This window comes from Microvirga calopogonii (assembly GCF_003347665.1).
GTDB lineage: Bacteria > Pseudomonadota > Alphaproteobacteria > Rhizobiales > Beijerinckiaceae > Microvirga > Microvirga calopogonii.
The window spans coordinates 1-23,578 of the sequence record NZ_QDGA01000078.1; the positions used below are offsets into that span (position 1 = coordinate 1).

The window sequence follows — 23,578 nt, forward strand, 5'->3', positions numbered from 1 at the left end:
CCAGTTCGTCGGCAGAGCCCATTCGAGGCCGCCACCGACGGCCCAGCCGGTGTCGTTGTCCGTGTAGGCGACACCACCGGTGGCGTAGATCAGCACGCGATCGAAGGCGACACCGGCGCGCAGGCGGGTCGAACCCCACCAATCCGCAGAGTCCTCAAACCGGCCGGGAACGAAGGTGCCGCCGGCAAAGCCCGGACCCGGAATGAACACCGCATTGTTGTTGCCGTTGTCGATCCCCTGGATGTCGGTCTCGACACCGATCACGAACGAGCCGATCTGGTAGTTGTAGCCGATCTGGCCACCGCCGGTGAAGGCACCGTCGTTGTTGTTGTCGAAGATGAGCGTGCCCCCGGCGAGGCCGACAGGCATGCCAGGTCCTCCGAGGAACACAGGGTCATTGTTGCTGTTCCGCCAGCCCCAGCCCAAGTTGCCGCCGATATAGAAGCCGGTCCAGGTGAAGATCGGAGCAGCAATGATCGGGGCAGGCGGCGGCGCCTGGCGCGGAAGGTCGGCAGCGGACACGGACGAGACAGCCGCCGTGGAGAGGGCTGTTGCGGCGAGTAGACTGAGAATACGGGTTTTCATGAGTAATTTCCTTGTGGACGAAGAGTCACAGGAACAGAGTACGGCTCAGCTACCAAGAATGGCTATAGCAAAGATGCAACACTTGGCTGGGTTCTACTATTTTGGCCAGTATAGCTGATATGAATATGCGCATACTATCTCGTGAATACTTTTGTCGGATTTGACACTTTTGTCGGATTTGACACACCGCGTGGGACATGACCTGCTGGCTTGACTTCGGCGTAACCCCGAAGGCGAGGAGATCACTCAACCCTGCCCTGCAACGGGCAGGGTTTTTTATGGCATTGCCGTTGCGACCGTTCGTTCCCTCACATGGCCGTCCCGCAATTTGCGAACTGCCTTCCGACGCGTGCATGAGGCTGCTAGAAACAGCGGATCATAGAAATTTAGTCCAGCTCTAATCGGCAACGGTGTTGTGTTTCTTCCCCCTGCTGACCAGATGAGCAACGCCGCAGGCTCGAAGCCGCCAAGGCCTGTCTGGCTCGTCATGAGAGGCAAAGCCGCATCACCCTGCGCTTGCTCGTCCTCGTGAGCGCCATCCTTTTGGCTCTGGTGGTGAGCCGTCTTCGGGCCGTGGGGTCTCACTAAGACTCTTCTAAGCTCGTCAGAGATGCTGCTGATCAGCATGCATATCCTGCTCAACAACCTGCGCCGGAAGGATGGTAGCCCCTTTCAGCCATAGAGACGGATCCTGTATTCCCGGTCGATCGGCAGGGAGTACGCTGCTTCTCAAACGCTTTGCCAATGGCCATCGACGGGCGTGGGTTGCAGAAAAGGTCCAGGGACCGTCCCGTGTGGTCAAGCACGACGCCACGATTCGCTTATCGTCCTGTCTCGTGTGAGTGCCGTGCATCCCACCCCGTGACAGCAAGGAGGATCCGATGCGTCTCCATGTGAACTCTTCGACACTGCTGACGTCTGTGGCGACAACCGGCGTCGTCCTACTCTCGACCATGGCCGTCGCACAGCCGCTGACGTTCAGGGTCAATCCGGCCTCGGGCGGCGGGACCAGCTATCCGGACCTGGGCTATGCCGTGAATCCAGCAAATCTCCGCCCGGCGTGACACACGTGGGTTATACCCAGAATGGATGGCTCCAGGTTCCGGCCGACAACCTTCATCGGACCACGCTATGCTGAGCCCAGCGGGACCAAGATCCGCCGTGGAAGCCTCGTTCCGGACTGGATCGATACGGGCGACATGCAGAGCATCTCGATCCGCGGACTCTCGGCAGGGCCCCAGTACGTCTACTTCATCTCGCCCGACCAGAAGATCGTCGTGGTGGATCCGCAGTCCCGCCGGATCATGCGTGTGATCCGGTGATCCGGCGCATCTGACGGGAACGTCGTTGGCTCCTCGGTCAGATGCCGCCGGAAGTGGCAAGCAGGTCGCAGGAACTTAAGCCGCCTGATGGCGACCCCGCATCAAGGAACGATGGAACTGTCCGGCATGTGATCAGGCCCCAGCAATACTGTTGGTGATGGACGCGCCGCGTATCGCAGCCAGAGAGAGCCTTGGTGCGCGTCGGCCAAAGGACCGCTAATGGGATGGTCCGGCCGTGCTCCTGCCCCGCTTGTTCGTAAGCTGTGGGGCTTCGAGCCACGCAAGGAGCACGTCCCATGTCACGGTCTTCTGCCTCTTCCGCCATTGCCACGCTCGGTATCGATCTGGGCAAGAACAGCTTCCACCTCGTCGGCCAGGATGAGCGCGGTGCCATCGTGCTGCGGATCAAGCTCTCCCGCGCCCAGCTCTCCCAGCGCCTGGCCAATTGGTGTTGCCACCGGCATGAACCTGTCGAAGGCGGTCATTCTGCTCCGGCGTCCGCTTGAGGCCCCGGTGCGGGACATCTGCCGCTTCGACGTCGTCGCGGTCGACCGCAGCGACCTCGTGTTCGAGGCGCTGTTGCTGATGACGAAGCACGACAAGCGGCGCCTCGCGATCCGTTCGAACGGTGACTATCTCGGCTTTCTGGAGGACATCGACATCCTCGGCCTGTTCGCGGGCAACTCCCAACTGATCCCGGGGCGGATCGAGCGCGCACGCAGCATCGATGATCTGGCCGCTGCCGCCCAGGACATTCAGGCACAGGTCGAGCGCCTGCACCGGCAGGGAATAAAGGTCGACGTGATCGCCGAGATGACGTCCGACCTGAACCGGCGGTTGCTCACGCATCTCTTCGGGATGACAGCTCCTCCATCAATCCGCGAGGCCGGCAGCCTCCTGTTGATGGGATCCGAAGGGCGTGGCGAGCAGACGGTCCGAACCGACCAGGACAACGCCATCCTTCTGGACAGGGATGTTCCAGCAGCCGACCTTGCCCAATTCCGCGAGGCGTTCACTGTCGCATTGGACGGGTTCGGGTTCCCACCCTGTCCCGGGAATGTCATGGTGCGCAATCCGGTCTGGTCCCAGCCCCTCGACAGCTTCATCCGCCGACTCAAGACGTGGGTTCTCCAGGGGATGCCGAGGCCGTGGCGGGCTCGGCGAATATCCTCACCCGGGCAAAGCAGGCTTTGTTCGAACTCATGCGTGGCGAGGCCGCTCTCCTGGCACGGTTCGCATCGCTGATCGAGACCTTCGCGACACCCAACCTGGGCGTTCTCGGCACCATCATGGCCACCGTCGGCGCCGGTCCGGACGCAGTCGACATCAAGAAGGCCGGAACGTTCCCGATCGTGCACGGCGTGCGTACGCTCGCGATCGAGAAGGGCATCTTCGAGACACCGACGGCAGCCCGGATCGAGGCGCTCGTCAGGGCTGGCGTCTTGGAGCCTGCGTTCGGACGGGAGTTGACCAGCGCGCTGCACGTCTTCATGGAGTTCCGGCTCCGCTCACAGATCCAGGCCTTGCACAAAGGAGCAATGGAGACCGAGTCCATACTGCGCCTGGATGGGATAACCACGGTGGAACGGGACATTCTGCGCGATGCCCTCCGGGTGGTTCGCCAGTTCCGCGACTTGATCCGCAGCCGCTACCATCTCGGAGCGTTCTGAGTGGGACGCTGGCTGCGCAACCTGTTCTATCGCGCGACCCTGGCGGACCATGCCTACCGCTTCCTGTTCGAGCCGGGACCGCCGGACGAGGTTGTGGTCCTGGATTGCGAGACGACCGGGCTCAACCCGCGGCACGACGAGGTGATCGCCGTCGCGGCGATCGTGATCCGCGGCAGCCGCATCGTGACGAGCGAAGCCTACAAGGCCATCATCAGGGCCGACAGGGTACCGCCCCCTGAGTCCATCAAGGTCCACCGACTCCGGGCGCGTGACGTGGCCGAGGGGCGCCCCATGCACGAGGTGTTGCCGGAGCTGCTCCGATTCATTGGGGGCCGTCCCATTGTCGGCTATTACGTGGATTTCGATGTCCGCATGCTCGACAAGTATGTTCTCCGGTACATCGAGGCGAAGCTGCCCAATCGCCGCATCGAGGTCTCGGAGATCTACTACGCCCTTAAGTATGGCGGTGCCCCACCCGGGACGGTGCTTGACCTCCGGTTCCAGTCGATCCTGTCGGACCTGGGTATCCCCACACTCGGGCAACACGATGCCTTCAACGATGCCCTAATGACGGCCATGATGTACGGACAGCTCAGGGATATGCGACAGCGAGGGGTCCGCATCGGACGTGATCGAGCCTTCCAGCAGGAGGCTCCGATCGGCGCTTGAGTTCAGCTCATGGAGCGTCGGCCAGGAACGTCAGGCCCCTTGGCGCCGGTGGGACTCTTGCTTCCGATCGGCAAAGCTTCACGCGGCCCCTCCGTAAAAATACGGAGTTTCGCTTTGTTCCTCAGCAACGATACTGGCCCGAGACAGCGTAAATTCTTGGATAAGCGTAGCCCCAGACGATGATGACCAATCATGGAGGGAAACATGTCCAATCACGCCAGCCAGCAATACCGGAGGTACTCGCCCGGCCTTGACCTGATGATGAAAGAGGTCGCGCGGACGCTGGGCCACATCGACCTCGAGCATCAGGTCGAATTGGAGAAGGTCGAGAACAGCGCCAGCGCCAAGGAAATCAAGCAGTCAATCAGGGAAAAACTCGTGGTCGCCCACCGTGAGAGGCGTCAGCCCTATGTCGACCTGTTGAACCAGCTCTGGATGCAGCAACGCGGTCAGTCCTTCGCGGCCTGAATGCGCCAGGGCGCAGGCCCGTCCCGGTGCCGTGAGGTCCCATGCCCGCGAAGCTACGATGGCCCGCCCCCGATCCCGCAACGCATGAGGAGGAACGCACGATGGCCCGCAATCCCATGCCCCCCTTCCGCCCCAGCGGCGGAATGTTCCCCGGCGATCCCTTCCTGTCGCTGCGCCACGAGATGAACCGCCTCTTCGACGATGTCTTCCGCGCCGCCGCTCTGCCTGCGGCAGCCGGCAGTGAGGGCCAGGGCGACGTCGGCACATTCGTCAATGCCAGCATGAATGTTTCGGAGACGGACAAGGAGATCCGCATCACGGCCGAGCTGCCGGGCGTTGCCGAGCAGGACATCGACGTCAGCCTCGATGATGACGTGCTCACCATCCGGGGCGAGAAGAAGTTCGAACGCACGGACGACAAGGAGAACTTCCACTTCGTCGAGCGCTCCTACGGCACCTTCCAGCGCTCGCTGCGGCTGCCCTATGCTGTCGATTCCGAGCAGGTCAGAGCCAGTTTCGAGAATGGCGTCCTGACCGTGACCGTGCCGAAGACTGGACAGCCGGAGCGCTCGCGCCGGATTCAGGTTCAAGGACGAGGCGCACCCGGTCAGGGTGCCACGGGAGGACAACAGGCAACTGGGACATCGGGACAATCACGATGACACGAAATCCGGCTGAAACCCGTTCGCATGATCGGCGATCCCCGTCCGATGCCTAGCAGGCCGGCAATGACGGACGCGTCGCTGTCACGTGGTACAATTGCCCGGATCAGCCTTGGGAGGATGGCCATGCCCAGGATGAAAGCGGCCATTTTCGTCGAGCCCGGCCGCATCGCTTTGGATGAGAAACCGATCCCGGAGATCGGTCCGCTCGATGCCCTCGTCCGCATCACCACGACGACGATCTGCGGCACGGACATCCACATCCTCAAGGGCGAGTACCCGGTGGCTCGTGGGCTCACCATCGGACACGAACCGGTCGGCATCATCGAGAAGCTCGGCTCGGCTGTACAGGGCTACCACGAGGGTCAGCGGGTCATCGCCGGCGCCATCACGCCGAGCGGGCACAGCGCGGCCTGTCTGTGCGGCTGCCACTCGCAGGACGGAGCCGGCACGAAGCATGGCTGGAAGCCCATGGGCGGCTGGAAGTTCGGCAACACCATCGACGGCTGTCAGGCCGAATACGTGCGCGTGCCCGACGCCATGGCGAACCTTGCCTTGGTGCCGAACGGCCTGACCGACGAGCAGGTGCTCATGTGCCCGGACATCCTGTCGACCGGTTTCTCCGGCGAGGAAAGCGGGCGCATCCGCATCGGCGACACGGTCGCTGTCTTCGCTCAAGGCCCGATCGGGCTCTGCGCCACGGCCGGTGCAAGACTGATGGGCGCCACCACCATCATCGCGGTCGAAAGTGTGCCGGAGCGGATCGAGGTATCGCGACGGATGGGCGCGGACCATGTGGTCGACTTCACGAAGGCGGATCCGGTCGAGGAGATCAGGCGCCTCACCTATGGGCGCGGCGTCGATGTGTCCATCGAGGCGCTCGGACGCCAGCAGACCTTCGAGGCGGCGCTGCGCGTGCTCCGCCCGGCGGCACCCTGTCGTCGCTCGGCGTGTATTCGCAGGATCTCAAGATCCCGCTCGACGGCTACCTGGCCGGGCTGGGGGATCATACGATCCGCACCACGCTCTGTCCGGGCGGCAAGGAACGGATGCGTTGGCTGATCGGTGCGATCGCCTCGGGACGCGTCGACACGCACCCGCTCGTGACGCATCGCTTCACGCTCGACCGGATCGAGGAGGCCTACGACCTGTTCTCCCATCAGCGGGACGGCGTGCTGAAGGTCGCGATCACGCCGTAGCTCCGCCGGGGATCGCTCCGGACTAGGTTTGCAGGACGTACGTGCCCGGGGCCTCGCACAGGACGGGATAGCCCCGAGATTGCGCCCCCAGCGCGGGAGGGTTCGCTGGTTTGCTGGAATGCGCGGCGAGCCAGCACGTCCATTCCGGCCACCACGAGCCCTCATGGTAGGGTGCGGTCCTGGTCCAGGTGTCCTGATCCAGGTAGTGGTCCGTGGCGGATTTCGTCAGAACCTGGAAGCGCCCTCCCGGCCGGCCCGGATCCGCCACGATGCCAGCATTATGGCCTTCCCTCGTGAGAAGGAAGGTCACATCGGTGTCGGCCAGGAGGTGGATCTTGAACGCTGAGCGCCACGGCGCCACGTGGTCGCGCTCGGTGCCGACCGCAAAGATCGGTACGCGGATGTCGCTAACGGCAATGGGACGCCTGTCGACCCGGAAGCGGCCTTCGGCCAGATCATTGTCGAGAAAGAGCTGTTCCAGGTAATCCGCGTGCATGCGGTAGGGCATGCGGGTGGCATCGGCGTTCCAGGCCATGAGATCGTTCAGTGGCGTCCGCTCGCCCATCAGGTAATGGCGGACGAGCCTTGACCAGATGAGATCGTTCGAGCGCAGGAGTTGGAAGGCGCCTGCCATCTGGCGCGTGTCGAGGTAACCCTGGCTGCGCATCAGATCCTCCAGGAAGTGGACTTGGCTCTCATTGATGAACAAAGTGAGCTCTCCGGCCTCCCGGAAGTCGACCTGCGCTGCCAGCAGAGACACGGTCTGCAGGCGTTCGTCCTTGTCACGCGCCATGGCGGCTGCGGCAATCGACAGGAGTGTGCCCCCTAGGCAGTAGCCGACGGCGTGGACCTTGTGGTTCGGCACGATGGCGTTGATTGCATCGAGCGCGGCCATGACTCCGAGTTGTCGGTAGTCGTCCAGTCCGAGGTCCCGATCCTCCGCCGTCGGGTTCTTCCAGGAGATCATGAGTACAGTGAAACCCTGATCCGTCAGGTACCGAACGAGGGAGTTCTCCGGGGACAAGTCGAGGATGTAGTACTTCATGATCCAGGCGGGCACGATCAGGACGGGTTCGGGCCTGACTTTCGCGGTCGTGGGTGCATACTGGATCAGCTCGATGAGGCGGTTGCGGAAGATCACCTCGCCGGGCGTCACGGCCACATTGCGGCCGACCTGGAAGCCTTCCGTGCCAGCCGGAGGTTTTGAGCGAACGATCCTTTCCCAGTCATCTTTGAGGTTCCGCAGGCCCTGCACGAGGTTCTGGCCACCCGTTTCCAGAATGCGCCTCTGCACGACCGGGTTGGTCGCCACGACGTTCGAGGGCGATGCCATGTCGAGAATCTGGCGCGAGATGAACTCGACCACGGCCTCATGTTGATTGGTGACCCCGTCGATATCGGTCGTCGCGTCATGCCACCACTGCTGCTGCAGCAGGAAGGCTTGGTGGATGATGTTGAAGGGCCAACGCTGCCACTCGTCTCCTGCGAAGCGGCGATCCTGAGGAAGCGCCTCGATGCAAGGTTCGCAGGTGCCACCGTCCAGGCCGCAACGGGAGGCAAACTGCGTCAGCCGGGTCCACTGGCGGGCTGCCCTTGCGGCGAGTTCGACCTGCTTGCCGGGCGAGATGGTTAGATGGACAGCCCAGTCCATGTAGGCGGCAGTGAGCGCCGCCGGCGACAAGCCGCCCGTGAGGCGGGCAAGGCCAGCATGGGCAGCATGATCAAGGGCATCCCGGACCTGGTGAAGCTCGGCATCATCCGACATGTTGGTCGAGGGCGTCGCGGGGGAGGGGGTCTACGGCCATACCCGCCTGAGGGAGCGGGTGTTCGGCGGCGCCACGCGGGACATGCTCACCGCCTCGGAAAGGCCGATCCTGGTGGCCCAGTGAGGACGGACCGTCGCAACCGGAGGCGCACATGGCCGTGCATGCACGAACCGCACCGGGCGGTCATGACGCGGGAACCGTGGAGGTCGTCCCTGCGGGCTTGACGGGCCTGGACGAGGTCGAGGCCCAGCGCCGCCTCGCACGGCATGGCCCCAATGCCATTGAGGGGAAGCGCTCCCGTGGCCTCGTCGAGATCGTCCGCGGGATCCTGCGCGAGCCGATGTTCCTGCTCCTGCTGGCCGCGGCGGGCCTTTACCTGATGCTCGGCGACATCGGGGAAGGCCTGTTCATGACGGCCGGCGCCGCCGTGACGATCGGCCTGGTGGTGCTGCAAGAGGCCAGGAGCGAACGGGCGCTGGCCGCCCTGCGCGAGCTGGCCGAGCCCTTCGCCCGGGTGATCCGCGGTGGGACCGAACGCCGCGTCGCGGCGCGCGACCTCGTGCCAGGCGATCTCGTCCTGGTCGGCGAGGGGGAGCGTCTGCTGGCCGATGGCCTCCTGATCGCGGGCGACGCGCTGACGGTCGATGAGTCCGCGCTCACCGGAGAGTCGGTCCCGGTGTCCAAACGTCCCCATGCTCGTGAAGCGGCTCGAGATCCGTCTCGCCGCGACCTCGATCGGTGCCTGATCGGTGGCGCGGCCCTGTTCGGCATCGGCTGGGGCCTCGTTGGTCTCTGCCCCGGTCAGGACTTGTCGCTACCTCTCGTATTCCCTCTCGGCAGGCCGGTCCCAGACCGAAATGGCGTCTGATGGTCCCAGCCCACAGCCGACGCGACTTGTAAGCGCGTCGACTGGAAGAAAACAGGGCTACTGGGCGGCCGGAGCCCGTTCGAACGTCCCGGTCATCGGGTGACGACCGGCGCTGCGCCGTCGGCCGCACGCGCCGCCGCTTCCCTAAGTTCGAGTTTAGCCAATCAAGTGGCGTGACAGAGTGCGTAAACTAAGCATCGCTGAAGCGCCCGTGAGGGTTTTGGCGTTTTGTGCCGGTGCCGGGACGTGAGTAAACCCGTTTCACGCCAGATCTGCCGCCGCACGGCTGCCAGTGCATCCGCAAACGTCGGATGAGACTTGCGGTACCAGCTGTCGATCAAAACAGCCGTGCGGGCGCGTTGCCCGAGTTGGCCTGCCAGCAGGGTCACGATCGAGAACAGCCCGAACAGACAGGGGGTGGTGCGGGCCACGGCACGATCCGACCATTGCCGTTGCGTCTCCACACCCAGATGAGCGCGGGCCTCCTGGAACGTGACCTCGACCTGCCAGCGCAGGATGAACCAGCGGATGATCTGCAGCGGGTCGCGCTTCGGATCGGTGCACAGCAAGGCCTGCGGCGAGAAGCGGCCGAGCGGATCGCGCAGCAGCACCCAGCGGATCGGCACGACGGGTCTTCCGCTATGGCGCCACACGGCGGTGGCGGAGCAGAACTCAACCACGCGGTCTCCTTCCCCATACCAGCCGGGCACCGTGACGCGTTGCCAGCGCGTGCTCGTCCGCATCAGCACCTCGGACAGGTTGGGCAAGCGAGCGCCTTTAGTGCGGGGACGGCCGCTTGTCCCTGGTCGACGCGGTGGGGCTGGTTCATAGAGGGCAGCGTCCAGTCGAAGTCGGGTAATGCAGATCACACCCTGACGGGACAGAGCCGCGAGCAACTCAAGGGCGGCAAAGCCCATGTCGGTGACCAGCACCAGCTCGCGCTCAGGCAGCCAGCGCCGCACCTGCAGCACCATCTGCCGGGCCCAGTCGGTCAGCTTCTTATGCCGGTGTCCCCGCTCACGGCAGTAGCGCTCCGAGGGCGCCAGGGCGGTGAGGAACGGCAAGGCCCATGTGCGGGCCGCCCACGGGATGGGCGCCAGCAGCATGAGGCTGAGCCAGCGCAGGCCCGAGGCTTTGACGAAGTGGGCGTCGGAGGAACGCACTGGGTCGCGGTAGATGCCCTTGGCTTTGATGCGTTTGCCGCGCCGACGCTCGATGGTGTCGTCGAGACCGAGAATGACCGGACCCGCCGGGACAAAGGCATGGATCAGCAGGCCCAGCAAGAGCCGGGCCGCCTCGCGTGTGCTCCAGCGAGCCCGGCTGAGCACGCGATGATAATTGACGAAGTGGCGCTCGCGGCTGAGGCCACAGATGCGCAGGATGCTGGTCACGACGTGTTAGACAATGGTGCAAAGTTTCCGCTCAGTTTTGTCCATACGATTGCCCGCGCAGCTTTGCGCCATCGCACGGCGGGTCCGACGTTGAAGCCCTCAGCCTGATCTGGATAGGCCAGACCGGCGAAGGAAGAGGACCACGATGGCCAAGCTTTGCACGAGGCGCCGACCTCTGCGCCTTGAGGTCGGCTTCGAGGTCAGACGGGGCAGTCGGGATGTGGTGGGACGCGCCTACGAGCGCCTCTTGCCCCTGCGCACCTGGGCCCTGCCATCAAGCGCGCTGACACCCATTTCCGAGGGAGCAGACGATGAGAACTCCACACCTGAGAGCCGTTTCGGCGCCGCGGACCCTGCAGGTCGCCCTTTATGCCCGCGTCTCCTCCGACCAGCAGGCTGAGCATCACACCATGGACAGCCAACTGGCCGAGTTGACCGCCCGAGTGGCCCAGGACGGCCACGACGTGCGGGAGGATTTGCGGTTCATCGACAACGGCCACAGCGGCGCCAGCCTGATTCGTCCAGCCTTGGAGCGTCTGCGCGATCTCGTGGCGCTATCGGCCATTGATCTTGTCTACGTCCATGCCCCGGATCGCTTGGCCCGCAGCTACGCGCATCAGGTTCTGCTGCTCGAAGAATTTACCCAAGCGGGCACCCAGGTTGTCTTCCTCAATCGCGCGATCGGGAGCACGCCCGAGGACAGTTTGCTGCTGCAATTACAGGGCATGTTCGCCGAGTACGAGAGGGCCAAGGTGCTGGAGCGCAGCCGGCGCGGCAAGCGCCACCGTGCCCAAACCGGGGCCGTCAGCGTCCTATCTCGGGCCCCTTTTGGCTATCGCTACATCACGCGTGAAGCGGGTGGGGGAGCCGCACGCTACGAGATTGATGAGGAGCCGGCTCGGATCGTGCGCCAGATCTTCACCTGGGTCGGGCATGAGCGCTTGACGCTGGCGGGGGTCGGCCGGCGCCTGCACGCCAGCGGGGTTCCCAGCCCGACCGGTCGACCGCACTGGAGCCGGGCCATGATCTATACCATGCTGCGCAACCCGGCCTATGCCGGCCAGGCGGTCTATGGTCGGCGCCAATGCGTGCCGTGGCAGCCTCCGCTTCATCCGCCGCGTAGCCATGAGGGCCTACCGCGGCGGCCCTGTCGGCAAGTGCCAGCGGCACCCGAGCGGCACATCAGCATTGCGGTGCCAGCCCTTGTTGACGAAGACCTCTTTGCGAGCGTCGCCGAGCGGCTGGAAGAGAACCGAAAGCGTCATCGCGAGCGTCTTGTGGGCGCTCAGTACCTGCTGCGAGGCCTGCTGGTCTGTCAGAAATGCGGCTATGGATTCACGGGGCAACGATCCAGCGGGCCGTGGAGCTACTATCGCTGTTGCGGCACCGACCGGACCCGGTTCCATGGTGCCCGGCAATGTGATGCTCGGCTGGTGGCGGTTGATCAGCTCGATGAGGCGGTCTGGAGGGAGGTCTGTCGGCTGCTCGACGACCCGACGCGGGTGATCGAGGAGTATCAACGGCGCCTGGATGCGATTCAAGCAACGCCGCAGCGGTTCGAACTCGATGCTCTCAGCCGTCAGCTGGCCAAGGCGCGCCGCGCGATCGAGCGGCTGATCGACAGCTACACGGAGGGCTTGATTGAGAAGCCTGAATTCGAGCCGCGCCTGGCCGTGTTGCGCTGCCGGACAGCCCGGCTGGAAGCCGAAGCCAAGGCTCACCAGGAAGCCGGTGATCAGATCCGCTCGCTGCACCTCGCCATTGGTAAACTCGACCTGTTTGCTACGATGGTGCGCGACCGACTGACGAGTGCAGATTGGGCGACGAGGCGCGATATCATCTGTACTCTCGTCAAGCGCATCGAGGTTGCCGATGATGTTGTCCGGGTGGTCTTCCGGGTTGATCCTGGCTCATCGGGTACGTCCGCGACCCGCCGGAATTTGCACCATTGTCTAACACGTCACGGTGCGCTTGCCGGGCGCCAGGATGGCTCCGATAAGCAGGGTCTCGGCATGGCGCCAGGTCCGGTGGCAAAAGAGCGGCGCAAAGGCTACAATGATCGCGGCGAAGCGGGCGGGCAGGTGCAGCATGGCGGTGTCTCTTGGCGGAAACGCTGCCAGTCTACCGCATCGTTCGCTTCGCCGCCCCTCGCTCCCACATCACCCGTCAGAAATGGCCAAACTCGAGCTAAGCCTGCGCTCGTCCTCGGCCGTCAGCTTCGGCGGATCGAGCTTGATCGTCAGCTTGTCGATCGTGCCGGTGAACGGGAACGGCACCTGGTAGTCGCGGTCGTCCACCGGGGTCGGGCCGCTGATGCCGATCCCGAACCGCTGGTCGAGCAGCAGCGAGAGGGGAACGGTCCGCTCCAGCTTCTGCGTCGACACGACCTTGCCGTCCACTGCCAGCGTTCCCGTGCCGCCACGGCCAATACCGCTCAGGTCGTCATAGGCCAGCGTCGCCGCGCCGAGCCCGTCGTACCTGAAGTCGAACGCGACTGTGTGCTCGCCGGGCGACAGCGCCTCGGGGCCTATCCCTCCCGCCTATGCAAACCCTATCTGCGCCGGCAGAAGAATGATGCTGCAGATGCGGCGGCAATATGCGAGGCCGTCACACGGCCGTCGATGCGCTTCGTTCCGGTCGAGAGCCCGCAGCAGCAGAGCACCCTCATGCTGCACGGAGCCCGCGATCTCCTGATCGGGCAGCGGGCAGCCCTGATCAATGCCCTGCGCGGTCACTTCACCGAGTTGGGCATCGTGGTGGCGCAGGGCGCTCGCAATACGCGCCAACTGATTGCCCTTATCGATGATGACGCCAGTCCCGATCTCCCCGCCACTGCCCGGATGGCCCTCCAGCCTCTGGCGGCGATATTGCTTGGGATAGAGGCGCAGATTGCAAAGCTCGACAAAGCCATTCTGACGGCCCATCGCAGTGATCCAGTGAGCACGAGGCTCGCCGGCATTCCGGGCATCGACCCGATTGTGGCCTCTTGTCTCGCGGCCAGTGTCCCCGACGCCAGCTTGTTCCAAGGCAGCCGGGAGTTTGCCGCCTATCTCGGCCTTGTGCCGCGGCAGCACTCAACCGGCGGCAAGCCGCGGCTGGGCTCCATCTCCAAGATGGGCAATCGGCACCTGCGCAAGCTGCTGGTCGTGGGCGCGCACGCGGCGCTCGACAGCATGAAGTCCGGCAAGACCCGGACGGCCTTGGCGGACTGGGCCCGGATCCTCCTGGCCAAGAAGCCATTCAAGGTGGTGGCCGTCGCCTTGGCCAACAAGATGGCCCGGACCGCCTGGGCGGTGATGGCCAGAAGCACGGCTTACGAGCCGGGGAGCACGGGAGCTGCCGCGCCGGCGGCCTCATAGACGACCAACTCACAACCATTCGCCCCTCGGGGCATCCAGTTGGCACGGTGACGATGAGATGATGTGAAGCCACAGCGGATATGGACCGCCGAAACCGGAGAACCCGTGGTGCTGTCTTGCGGCAGTCGAGCACGATAATGTGAGAGGGACCAGCTTCCAGCGGAAAACATCAGGGCCTGCGGTCATGCAGCACCGCTCTCAAAGGCCGGAGACATGACCGCACCCGCCCCGCTAGGCCCAAGCATCATCAACAATCACGTTGCCAAACGGGCGCCATCCAGACATGACGATGTCCACGCTGCGGACCCTGCGCAACCCCGGTATCCCGAAGCGCCCCGACACGTCGAACGGCATCGCGACTTTCGACGTCGCCGATCTGTCACCGTTCACACTCGAACTCCGCACGAGGAAGCCATGAAGATCTCAGATGTCCGCGAAAAGGCCTTCGCAATGCCGCTCAACGACCCGGCCTATCCGCGCCCGCCCTACCGCTTCTACAACCGCGAATACGTGGTCATCACCTATCGAACCGATCCGGACGCCCTCCGAGCCGTGGTGCCCGAACCGCTGGAGGTGGTTGGCGATACCGTGGCCTACGAGTTCATCCGCATGCCGGACTCGACCGGCTTCGGCGACTACACCGAGACTGGACAGGTGATCCCCGTGCGCTTCACCACACCGTCGGGCGAGGTGCAGGAGGGCGGCTACGTACATGCCATGTACCTCGACGACAATTCGCCGATCGCCGGCGGCCGGGAGATCTGGGGCTTTCCGAAGAAGCTCGCGAGCCCCCGGATCATCCATGAGCAGGAGACGCTCGTGGGCACCCTGCATTACGGCTCCGTGCCCTGCGTCGTCGCCACGATGGGCTACAAGCATCGCGAGGCCGATCCGGCGCCTATCAGGAACGCCATGGCGAAGCCCGCCTTCATGATCAAGATCATCCCGCATGTGGACTGCACGCCGCGCATCTGCGAGCTCGTGCGGTACTACCTGGAGGACGTGACCCTGAAGGGGGCCTGGACCGGACCTGCGGCTTTGCAGCTCTTTGAGCACGCCATGTGCGACGTGGCCCGGCTGCCCATCAAGGAGGTGGTGTCCGCCAGCCATTACATCGCCGATCTCACCCTCGGGCTCGGGGAGGTCGTCTACGACTATCTCGCCGACGACCGCAAACTCTGAAAGGAGACCGTCATGTCCCAGTTCGATCCAAGGACTGCGAGCGGCATACGGGTTTTAAAAATCATGCGCATAATCCGCCGCGGTCATTACAACAGGCGGGGATGTCGAGCGACAGGCGAAATACGCCTCGTCAATCGCCTCTTCGGTCTTGCAGTTCCGAGGCCGGTACGGTTCTTGGCCACGAGGTGACCATGCGCCGGCGGAAGCCTTGCGCGCACGACCATGAGAGTCGCGAAAACGCAGGCTCCAGCCCCAAGCGCCGCACGGTGTGAGCGCTTAGGACCAAGTGGCATGGAAATGATGCACGGGTCCGGGCCCGCGTCCGATCTGGAGTTCATCGGAAGCCCCGATGGCGGCGCTGATGAAGCTCTTGGCCACAGTAACCGCGTCGCCGAGCGATAGACCTTTGGCAAGCCCGGCTGCAATGGCCGAGGACAGGGTGCAGCCGGTGCCATGCGTGTTGCGCGTGCCGATGCGAGGAGCTGCAAAGCGCTGCATGCCGTGCTGATTCATGAGAATGTCGGTGCTCTCCAGTCCTGTGCCGTGGCCACCTTTCACCAGAACAGCTTTGGGACCCAAAGCGAGGATGCGTTCAGCCTGGCGGCACATGGTCTGCTCGTCCTGGGCCGGCGGCTCATCGAGGAGGGCCGCGGCCTCCGGAAGATTGGGTGTGACGAGCAGCGCCATGGGAAGCAAGATGCGCCGCAGCGTGTCGATGGCCTGCGGCACGAGCAGTCGATTGCCACTTGCCGCCAGCATCACGGGATCAAGTACGATCCGCGCGGCGCTGTAGTGCGCAAGGCCTTCCGCCACAACTTCGATGACAGCGGGTTGTGATAGCATGCCGATCTTTACCGCATTGACTGTGAGATCGGAGAAGACGCTGTCGATCTGCTGCTTGACGAAGGCGGGCGGAACATCGTGAATGCCCTGAACGCCAAGGGTGTTCTGCGCCGTGAGCGCAGTGATCACACTGGCACCGTAGACGCCTAGCGCCGAAAAGGTCTTGAGGTCTGCCTGGATGCCGGCGCCGCCCCCTGAATCCGAGCCCGCGATAGTGACGGCGACAGCGGTCATGCCGGAGCATTCCGCGAGTTCAGGGCCTGATTTACCATATGCCGCAGCCGCCAGTGGCAGCTTGCCGGACGAGCGCAACAGGACCCCAGCTGCCCGTCCTTTCCGGATCGATGATATCGTAGCGCCTGAGATCACCTGTGGTTATGAGACCCTCCCATGAGTGATGAGAGTTGGCGTATCGAGATTGAAGAGTGCGTCGAGGAAAGCCGGCTGGAATGTCCCCAGCCCCCTTGCGTCCCGCGCGGCGATCTCGCCTGCGACGCGCGTGACGAGCAGAGCCGCAGCCGCCGCTTCGAGTGCGCTGCTATGCAGGGCCGTGAAGGCTGCCACGAGGGCGGTTCCGGCGCATCCCATGGCGGTCACGCGGGTCATCAGCGAGTGACCGTTCTTGACGCGAATGATGCGGGCGCCATCCGTAATCAAGTCGACCGCGCCGGTTAGGGCCACGATCGTGCCTTGAGCTTTGGCGAAGGACTGCACGGTTTCAGGCGTCGCATCCTTGCCGGCGAGAGCCGCGAGCTCGCCCGCATCGCAGCGAAGGACACGCGGCCTGCCCGCAAGACAGGCGCGGGCAAACTTCTGGCGGGGTGGGGAGGCGTCGGCGAAGACTGGATCGAGTACCCAGGGCTTGGCATGAGCGTGCGCGGTCGCGATAGCTTGTGGGATCGCGGCACGGCGGTCAGCGTCGAGCGTGCCCAGATTGACGAGAAGCGCGGCGGAGCGGCTGGTAAAAGCCGGGACTTCCGCTAATGCGACGGTCAGCGATGGAATCCCGCCAGCGGCGAGCAGAAGATTGGCTGTGAGGGTTTGTGCCACTGCGCTCGTGATCGCATGCACGCGCGTGCGCTCACCGCGAAGGCGGTTGAGCAGATGCCCGGACAATTCTGGAAGACTGAAAGCATCCGATAGGGACGCTGGTTTGCTCGTCATCTCGCAATCCCTCCGCCGGCATAATCCGGATCAGGTTCGATGGGTTGGTCTCGGCGAGACCTCTCAGCGCGAACGGGCACCCCAAGGAGATGCCGCCGTAATAATTGCTCCGCCATCCTTTGACAAGAACCAATCTTGTCAGCTCAGTTCCGCTCTTGACAGCTGAGATTACGTCCACGAGGATCGCATCCGTTCCGAGGGGAGCCCTGTAAGGGGCTGAGAGTCGGCTGATTCGCCGTGACCCTTGAACCTGATCCGGGTCGTACCGGCGGAGGGACTGGAACTATCGAGCAACACAACGAATCCCTCAGCTCGCTTTGCCCGGATCTCCCTTTGTCCAAGAGGAGAGATCCAGTGATCGTTCATATCGACAAGCCCAAGGGCGCTCCCCAGTCCGTCACCACTGGCCCGATTCAGGGATTATGCAAGGTCTATGCCATGCCGGCAGATCGCCCAGATATCCGGGTTCCCTTCCGCGCGATTATCCTGACGGATCCCAGCGAAGCGCATGTGCGCGTTTACGACTCCTCCGGCCCTTATACCCAGGACGATGCAGCCATCGATCTCGCTAAAGGTCTTCCGCTCGTGCGCGAGCCGTGGATCACAGCGCGGAACTATGCGGCGGTCGCGCCGCGGCCCGTGAAACCTGAGGACAACGGAAACGTCTCGGCCGACGCACTTGTGGCGCCATGCCCGGCCGAGCGCGTCGTGCGCCGTGCCGCTTCCGGTCAACTCGTAACCCAATACGAGTTCGCCCGGGCCGGGGTCATCACAGAGGAAATGATCTACGTCGCGCACCGAGAGAACCTCTGCCGCGAAGCGATGCTGGCGAACGCGGAGGCAAAGATTGCCGATGGCGAGAGCTTCGGGGCTGCCATTCCCCCCTTCATCACGCCCGAGTTCGTGCGCCAGGAGGTAGCCCGAGGCCGCGCCATCATTCCGGCCAACATCAACCATCCGGAACTGGAGCCGATGGCAATCGGGCGCAACTTCCTGGTCAAGATCAACGCCAATATCGGCAACTCCGCCGTGGTCTCGACGGCAGCCGACGAGGTGGAAAAGCTCGTCTGGGCGATCCGCTGGGGCGCCGACACGGTGATGGACCTCTCAACCGGCCGCAACATCCACAACATCCGCTCCTGGATCCTGCGCAACTCGCCGGTGCCCATCGGCACAGTGCCGATCTACCAGGCCCTGGAGAAGGTGGGCGGTGATCCGGTGAAGCTCGATTGGGAGGTGTTCAAGGACACGTTGATCGAACAGGCCGAACAGGGCGTCGATTACTGCACCATTCATGCGGGCGTGCGCCTGCCTTATGTGCCGCTCACGGCCAACCGCGTCACGGGCATCGTCTCCCGTGGCGGCTCGATCATGGCGCGCTGGTGCCTGGCGCACCACAAGGAAAGCTTCCTCTACGAGCGCTTTGATGAGATCTGCGACATCATGCGGGCCTACGACGTCTCCTTCTCATTGGGTGATGGATTGCGCCCTGGATCGATCGCCGATGCGAACGATGCGGCACAGTTCGCGGAACTCGAGACCCTGGGAGAGCTCACAAAGGTTGCGTGGAATAAGGGCTGCCAAGTCATGATCGAAGGGCCCGGCCATGTGCCGATGCACAAGATCAAAGTCAATATGGACAAGCAACTCCGCGAATGTGGCGAAGCGCCCTTCTACACCCTTGGTCCACTCACCACAGACATCGCACCGGGATATGACCACATCACGTCCGGCATCGGCGCCGCCATGATCGGCTGGTTTGGCACGGCGATGCTCTGCTACGTGACACCCAAGGAACATCTGGGGCTGCCAAACCGGGACGATGTGAAGACCGGAGTGATCACCTACAAGATCGCAGCCCATGCCGCCGACCTTGCGAAGGGACATCCGGCCGCACAGGTTCGGGACGACGCCTTGTCCCGGGCCCGCTTCGACTTCCGCTGGGAGGATCAGTTCAATCTCTCCCTCGATCCAGACACGGCTCGTGCCTATCATGACGAGACCTTGCCGAAGGACGCACACAAGGCGGCGCATTTCTGCTCGATGTGCGGCCCGAAGTTCTGCTCGATGAAGATCACGCAGGATCTGCGGGCCGAAGTGGCGGCGATGACCCCTGAGGTTCAGGAGCAATTAGCCGGCATGCGCGCTAAGAGCCGCGAGTTCCTGGCTGGCGGCGGACAACTCTACGTCCCCGCCGCGGAGTAGCGCAATGCGTATCCGTGTCATTGGCGCCGGAGTCGCTGGCCTGACAGCGGCGCTGGAGTTGGCCGAGCGGGGCGCCAGGGTTGAGGTGATTGACCGTGGCCCGCACCTCGGTGCGGCTGCCTGCTCCTGGTGTGCGGGCGGAATGCTCGCGCCCTGGTGTGAGCGCGAGAGCTCGGAACCTGTCGTGGCAGAACTGGGCCGTCGTGCGATCGATTGGTGGCTGCGGCGATGTCCAGGGACCACCCGCAAGGGTACGTTGGTGATCGCCCGGCCCCGCGACGCGGGCGACCTCACTCACTTTGCGCGCCGAACGGAACGCTTTGACTGGGTCGACGGGGATCGGATTGCTGATCTCGAGCCTGATCTGGCAGGACGGTTCCACAAAGGCCTGTTCTTCGCGGACGAAGCACACCTTGACCCCCGGAGCGCACTGACCGCACTCGCCGCGCGTCTTGTAGACCTTGGTGTCTCTCTACGGTTTGGTGCCGAGGCCCCTACCGGGGATAGCGATGTGGATCGCATCATCGACTGTCGCGGCTTTGCCGCACAGGGCGATCTTCCGGACTTGCGCGGCGTCAAGGGCGAGATGCTGCTTGTCAGAACACACGAGATCTCCCTCCAGCGTCCTGTCCGCCTCCTTCATCCGCGCATCGCTCTCTACATCGTGCCGCGTGAGAAGGGGCTCTTCATGATCGGAGCGACGATGATTGAGAGCTCAGATCGAAGTCGTGTCACAGTGCGCTCGGCGGTCGAGCTCCTCAACGGAGCGTACTCTGTCCATCCGGCCTTCGGCGAGGCCGAGATTGTCGAGTTTGGCGCCGATGTCAGGCCCGCCTTTCCTGACAACCTGCCCGCGATTCGGGACTGCGGCCGAACGATCTACTTCAACGGCCTGTACCGTCACGGATTTTTGCTCGCTCCTGCCTTCGCGACCCGGGTCGCCGATGCAGTATTCCACCTAGAGCGACTATGGAGATGACGCATGAGGATTATCGTGAATGGTGAGGAGCGTGAGATTGAGGAGCGGCTCCTGTCGCGCGCTCTGTGTGAGCTCGACTTCGGCGATGCCGTTGTGGCCACGGCCGTCAATGAACGGTTCGTGCCCGCATCCCAACGATCGGCCATCGCGCTGAACGACGGCGATCGCATCGAAGTTCTCGCGCCGATGCAAGGAGGCTGAGGCATGCTGTTGTATAATGTCGAACTTGCGTCACCCTTGATGCTGGGAACCGCCCAGTATCCATCCCCCGCCATCGTGGCAGCGGCAGTTCGAGCCTCGGGTGCGGAGGTGGTGACTGTCTCGCTCCGGCGCGAGGCGAGCGGCAATCTGGCAGGACAGGCCTTCTGGTCTATCATTCGCGATCTTGGCACACGCGTTCTGCCCAACACTGCTGGGTGCCGCACGGTCAAGGAGGCGGTCACGACGGCCCATATGGCCCGGGAGGTCTTCGGGACGCCGTGGATCAAACTCGAGGTGATCGGCGAGGAGGATACCCTCCAGCCGGATGTCTTCGGCTTGGTCGAAGCCGCGCGAGTTCTGACTGAAGAAGGCTTCCAGGTCTTTCCATATACGACGGAGGACCTCGTTGTGGCCGAACGCCTGCTCGCGGCGGGCTGTCGCGTTCTGATGCCTTGGGGTGCACCGATCGGCTCAGGCAGAGGTCTCAATAATGTCTTCGGGTTGAAGATGCTCCGGGCCCACTTTCCCGATGTGCCGCTTGTGGTCGATGCAGGAATTGGACTGCCCTCACACGCCGCAGCAGCGATGGAGCTTGGAGTCGACGCAGTTCTTTTGAACACCGCGGTCGCCAAGGCCGGTGATCCGGTCGGGATGGCCAAGGCATTCGCCCTGGCGGTTGAGGCTGGACGGCTGGCACAGCACGCCATTCCGATGGAACCACGGGAGATGGCGCGCCCGTCGACTCCGGTTTTGGGCAGGGCGTTGCTGGCATGACCCTCGTGCTCGACCCCTTCTATCTCATTGTCGATAACGCGGATTGGGTGCGACGCCTAGTGCCGCTCGGCGTAAAACTCATTCAACTTCGCATCAAGAATGTGTCCGATGCCGCAATCGCACGTCAGATTAGAGAGGCGAAGATCTGTTGCGAACAGCATGGCGCTCAACTCGTGGTCAACGATCATTGGAGGCTTGCCATTGCGAAAGGCTGCACCTTCGTTCACCTCGGACAGGAAGATCTCGCGGGCGCGAATCTGCCGGCCATTCGAAAGGCGGGCATTCGGCTGGGTGTGAGTACGCATGACCACAGCGAACTCAAGCAGGCGCTCTCAGCTGCGCCGGACTACGTTGCTCTGGGACCCATCTTTCCGACAGACCTGAAGCAGATGCCCTGGGCTCCCCAAGGCCTGCGCCGCATCACGGAATGGAAGCAGCTCATTGGCGAGATTCCACTCGTTGCGATCGGTGGGCTCACCATCGACCGCATCCCAGGCGTTCTGGATGCTGGCGCTGACAGTGCGGCGGTGGTGACGGACATTCTCCGGCACCCGGACCCGGAGCAACAAACCCGCCGTTGGATCGCATTGACGAGGATTATGGGATGACTACTCGCTATGCACGACAGATCGTGCTCCCGGAGGTGGGCGAGACTGGCCAGGCCAAGCTTGCGTCATCCTCGGTGCTGGTCGTCGGGGCCGGCGGCCTTGGATGTCCCGTCCTGCAATATCTCACGGCCGCCGGTGTCGGACGCCTCACGCTCGTCGACCATGACCGCGTTGACGAGAGCAACCTTCACCGGCAGCCCCTTTATCGCAAGACCGACATTGGTCAGCTGAAGGTCGAGGTGGCTCAGACGGCACTCAAAGCTCTCAATCCGTCAGTGATCGTTGACGCGCTTGCCATCTATCTTGATCCCGCCGCAGCACAGGGTCTCGTGAGGGGCGCGGATGTCATTGTGGATGCCGCCGATAGCATCGCGGTCACGTACATTCTGAGCGATGCCTGTAAGGCAGCATGCAAACCTTTGGTCAGTGCGTCCTGTGTAGGCTTGAAGGGCTATGTTGGCGCCTTCTGTGCCGGCGCTCCGAGCTACCGCTCCGTATTTCCGGATATTCCTCAGAACCTCGGGAACTGTGCCACGCTAGGGGTCCTAGGCTCGGTTGCGGGCATGCTCGGTGGCTTGCAGGCGCAGATGGTGTTAGCACTGATTCTGGGCCTTGATCCGTCACCACTTGGGCAGTTGATTTCGGTGGATCTGCAAAAGCTAGAGTTTGGCGGATTTTCGTTCCTGGATGCGCCGGAGGCGCCTGGTTCCGCGCCGCCCTTTATCGCGCAATCTGATGTCACCGCCAACGACATTGTCTTCGAGCTCAGAAGCCTTGCTGAGGTGTCGGTCTCGCCATTTCCGCAGGCCCGCCGCGCAACCATTGACACGATCGTTGAGCAGAGCCGGGATGTCTCACAATTGAGCCGGGTTGTGCTCTGCTGCCGCAGCGGTTCAAGAGCGTGGCGGGCAGCGGACCTGCTGAGGGACCAGGGACACCAGAAACTGGCGCTCATCGCAATGGGCGATATCGATGAGCTGTGTTCGCAGAGCGTTTGAGCCGTTTGATGGCTGGCACTGTTGCAGCAACTTGAAAGGGCATAACGAACGCCGTCGGGCGGGTCATTCAGGCTGCTAGACCGAAGAGCTGATTAATGAGACGGACTTCGCCTGTCGCCTGACGTTTTCGCTGGACGCAGTGACCGCGGCGGATCATGCGCATGACTTCGAAACCTCCGATGGTGGCGGAGGCTGTCTTCATCGTCTGGAAGCCACGCGTCGGCCGGATCATCCGCTTGAGCGCGCCATGATCCGCCTCGAGGATGTTGTTGAGGTATTTCGAGGTGCGATGTTCGACATCCTGCGGCAGCAGCCCTTCGTCCTGCAGGCGTCGGATGGCCTTCGGATAGGATGCCAGTTTGTCGGTCGTGATCGAGGACGGCGGATAATCGCTCATCGCCTTAAGGGCTTTGCGCAGGAAGCGATAAGCGGCTCCAGTATCACGCCGGCCGGACAGCATGGAGGCAATCAGACGACCGTGCTTGTCGACCGCTCGGAACAAGTACCGCCAGTGCCCACCCACTCGGACATAGGTCTCGTCCACTCGCCACGAACCTGAGCGAGGCCCGTGGTTTGGTCGCATCCGCTTCTCAATCTCCGGGGCATAGCGTTGGACCCAACGAAAGATCGTGCTTGGATTAACGCTGACACCGCGCTCGGACATC

The 23,578-nt window shown here is 63.4% G+C and carries 24 protein-coding genes, 2 pseudogenes and 2 riboswitches; of the genes and pseudogenes, 20 read left to right on the forward strand and 6 right to left on the reverse strand.

Going from position 1 to position 23,578, the window contains the following annotated elements; all coding sequences use genetic code 11:
- Window positions 1–585: outer membrane protein (locus DDF70_RS28250; RefSeq protein WP_162820735.1), on the reverse strand; the 585-nt coding region annotated here is incomplete at its 3' end.
- Window positions 586–1,466: 881 nt separating this feature from the next.
- Here DDF70_RS28250 and DDF70_RS28265 point away from each other — a divergent pair.
- From DDF70_RS28265 to DDF70_RS28305, 9 genes and pseudogenes are all read left to right on the forward strand, one after another.
- Complete coding sequence (locus tag DDF70_RS28265; RefSeq protein ID WP_114948058.1) at window positions 1,467–1,649, forward strand: hypothetical protein; 183 nt, start codon at window positions 1,467–1,469, stop codon at window positions 1,647–1,649.
- Window positions 1,650–1,670: 21 nt separating this feature from the next.
- Window positions 1,671–1,907: a hypothetical protein gene (locus DDF70_RS28270; protein ID WP_114948059.1), complete on the forward strand. Its 237-nt coding sequence runs from the start codon at window positions 1,671–1,673 to the stop codon at window positions 1,905–1,907.
- A 296-nt stretch (window positions 1,908–2,203) separates the two neighbouring features.
- Entirely contained in the window at window positions 2,204–2,413 is a 210-nt protein-coding gene (locus DDF70_RS28275; protein ID WP_425374126.1) for a hypothetical protein, read from the forward strand.
- Window positions 2,370–3,152 carry a DUF294 nucleotidyltransferase-like domain-containing protein gene (locus tag DDF70_RS28280; protein ID WP_162820736.1) on the forward strand — a complete coding sequence of 261 codons (783 nt, stop codon included), beginning with the start codon at window positions 2,370–2,372 and terminating at the stop codon, window positions 3,150–3,152. The genes DDF70_RS28275 and DDF70_RS28280 overlap by 44 nt, the downstream gene beginning before the upstream one ends.
- Complete coding sequence (locus DDF70_RS28285) at window positions 3,110–3,577, forward strand: putative nucleotidyltransferase substrate binding domain-containing protein (protein ID WP_114948061.1); 468 nt, start codon at window positions 3,110–3,112, stop codon at window positions 3,575–3,577. Before DDF70_RS28280 ends, DDF70_RS28285 begins: the two co-directional genes overlap by 43 nt.
- On the forward strand, window positions 3,578–4,246 hold the full coding sequence (locus DDF70_RS28290; protein ID WP_114948062.1) for a 3'-5' exonuclease: 669 nt from the start codon (window positions 3,578–3,580) through the stop codon (window positions 4,244–4,246).
- Window positions 4,247–4,450: 204 nt separating this feature from the next.
- Window positions 4,451–4,714, forward strand: coding sequence for a hypothetical protein (locus tag DDF70_RS28295; protein ID WP_162820737.1), 264 nt, complete (start codon window positions 4,451–4,453; stop codon window positions 4,712–4,714).
- 101 nt (window positions 4,715–4,815) lie between these two features.
- Window positions 4,816–5,376 (forward strand): Hsp20/alpha crystallin family protein, encoded by a 561-nt coding sequence (locus DDF70_RS28300; RefSeq protein ID WP_114948064.1) that lies wholly within the window; start codon window positions 4,816–4,818, stop codon window positions 5,374–5,376.
- Window positions 5,377–5,502: 126 nt separating this feature from the next.
- Window positions 5,503–6,575 (forward strand): annotated as a pseudogene (locus DDF70_RS28305) (NAD(P)-dependent alcohol dehydrogenase).
- Window positions 6,576–6,597: 22 nt separating this feature from the next.
- Here DDF70_RS28305 and DDF70_RS28310 read toward each other — a convergent pair.
- A complete protein-coding gene (locus tag DDF70_RS28310; protein ID WP_114948065.1) occupies window positions 6,598–8,340 on the reverse strand; it encodes a PHA/PHB synthase family protein in 1,743 nt (580 codons plus the stop codon).
- Window positions 8,341–8,492: 152 nt separating this feature from the next.
- Between DDF70_RS28310 and DDF70_RS28315 the strand changes: the two genes are divergently transcribed.
- On the forward strand, window positions 8,493–9,209 hold the full coding sequence (locus DDF70_RS28315) for a DUF6691 family protein (RefSeq protein ID WP_114948066.1): 717 nt from the start codon (window positions 8,493–8,495) through the stop codon (window positions 9,207–9,209).
- A gap of 164 nt (window positions 9,210–9,373) precedes the next feature.
- Here the strand turns inward: DDF70_RS28315 and DDF70_RS28320 are convergent, their stop codons facing one another.
- Entirely contained in the window at window positions 9,374–10,600 is a 1,227-nt protein-coding gene (locus tag DDF70_RS28320) for an IS701 family transposase (protein ID WP_114948067.1), read from the reverse strand.
- Window positions 10,601–10,911: 311 nt separating this feature from the next.
- Here DDF70_RS28320 and DDF70_RS28325 point away from each other — a divergent pair.
- The 4 genes and pseudogenes from DDF70_RS28325 to DDF70_RS28335 form a co-directional block, all read left to right on the forward strand.
- Window positions 10,912–12,063, forward strand: a pseudogene (locus tag DDF70_RS28325) (recombinase family protein); the annotation flags it as partial.
- A gap of 909 nt (window positions 12,064–12,972) precedes the next feature.
- Window positions 12,973–13,959 (forward strand): IS110 family RNA-guided transposase, encoded by a 987-nt coding sequence (locus tag DDF70_RS28330; RefSeq protein ID WP_425374127.1) that lies wholly within the window; start codon window positions 12,973–12,975, stop codon window positions 13,957–13,959.
- Between the two features lie 283 nt (window positions 13,960–14,242).
- The gene (locus DDF70_RS38865; protein WP_281024399.1) at window positions 14,243–14,377 is read left to right on the forward strand and encodes a hypothetical protein; all 135 of its coding nucleotides are present in this window, start codon (window positions 14,243–14,245) and stop codon (window positions 14,375–14,377) included.
- On the forward strand, window positions 14,374–15,141 hold the full coding sequence (locus tag DDF70_RS28335) for an acetoacetate decarboxylase (protein ID WP_114948068.1): 768 nt from the start codon (window positions 14,374–14,376) through the stop codon (window positions 15,139–15,141). The genes DDF70_RS38865 and DDF70_RS28335 overlap by 4 nt, the downstream gene beginning before the upstream one ends.
- A gap of 276 nt (window positions 15,142–15,417) precedes the next feature.
- Here the strand turns inward: DDF70_RS28335 and thiD are convergent, their stop codons facing one another.
- Entirely contained in the window at window positions 15,418–16,218 is an 801-nt protein-coding gene (thiD, locus tag DDF70_RS28340; RefSeq protein ID WP_114948069.1) for a bifunctional hydroxymethylpyrimidine kinase/phosphomethylpyrimidine kinase, read from the reverse strand.
- A gap of 141 nt (window positions 16,219–16,359) precedes the next feature.
- Window positions 16,360–17,148, reverse strand: coding sequence for a hydroxyethylthiazole kinase (gene thiM, locus DDF70_RS28345; RefSeq protein ID WP_114948076.1), 789 nt, complete (start codon window positions 17,146–17,148; stop codon window positions 16,360–16,362).
- Window positions 17,139–17,242, reverse strand: a riboswitch (TPP riboswitch). (Overlaps the previous gene by 10 nt.)
- 93 nt (window positions 17,243–17,335) lie before the next feature.
- Window positions 17,336–17,443, forward strand: a riboswitch (TPP riboswitch).
- 59 nt (window positions 17,444–17,502) lie between these two features.
- Here thiM and thiC point away from each other — a divergent pair.
- From thiC to DDF70_RS28375, 6 genes are read left to right on the forward strand one after another with little or no spacing between them, the layout of a single operon-like run.
- Window positions 17,503–19,353, forward strand: coding sequence for a phosphomethylpyrimidine synthase ThiC (gene thiC, locus DDF70_RS28350; protein ID WP_114948070.1), 1,851 nt, complete (start codon window positions 17,503–17,505; stop codon window positions 19,351–19,353).
- Window positions 19,354–19,357: 4 nt separating this feature from the next.
- Entirely contained in the window at window positions 19,358–20,332 is a 975-nt protein-coding gene (thiO, locus tag DDF70_RS28355) for a glycine oxidase ThiO (RefSeq protein ID WP_114948071.1), read from the forward strand.
- A 3-nt stretch (window positions 20,333–20,335) separates the two neighbouring features.
- Window positions 20,336–20,533: a sulfur carrier protein ThiS gene (gene thiS, locus DDF70_RS28360; RefSeq protein WP_114948072.1), complete on the forward strand. Its 198-nt coding sequence runs from the start codon at window positions 20,336–20,338 to the stop codon at window positions 20,531–20,533.
- Between the two features lie 3 nt (window positions 20,534–20,536).
- Window positions 20,537–21,307, forward strand: a complete 771-nt coding sequence (locus tag DDF70_RS28365) for a thiazole synthase (protein ID WP_114948073.1) — start codon at window positions 20,537–20,539, stop codon at window positions 21,305–21,307.
- A complete protein-coding gene (locus DDF70_RS28370; RefSeq protein WP_114948074.1) occupies window positions 21,304–21,915 on the forward strand; it encodes a thiamine phosphate synthase in 612 nt (203 codons plus the stop codon). Before DDF70_RS28365 ends, DDF70_RS28370 begins: the two co-directional genes overlap by 4 nt.
- Window positions 21,912–22,913 (forward strand): HesA/MoeB/ThiF family protein, encoded by a 1,002-nt coding sequence (locus DDF70_RS28375; RefSeq protein WP_114948075.1) that lies wholly within the window; start codon window positions 21,912–21,914, stop codon window positions 22,911–22,913. Before DDF70_RS28370 ends, DDF70_RS28375 begins: the two co-directional genes overlap by 4 nt.
- Window positions 22,914–22,980: 67 nt before the next feature.
- On the opposite strand, the gene DDF70_RS28380 is transcribed toward DDF70_RS28375, so the two are convergent.
- On the reverse strand, window positions 22,981–23,578 hold a 598-nt coding region (locus tag DDF70_RS28380; protein WP_114946479.1), incomplete at its 5' end, for an IS6 family transposase.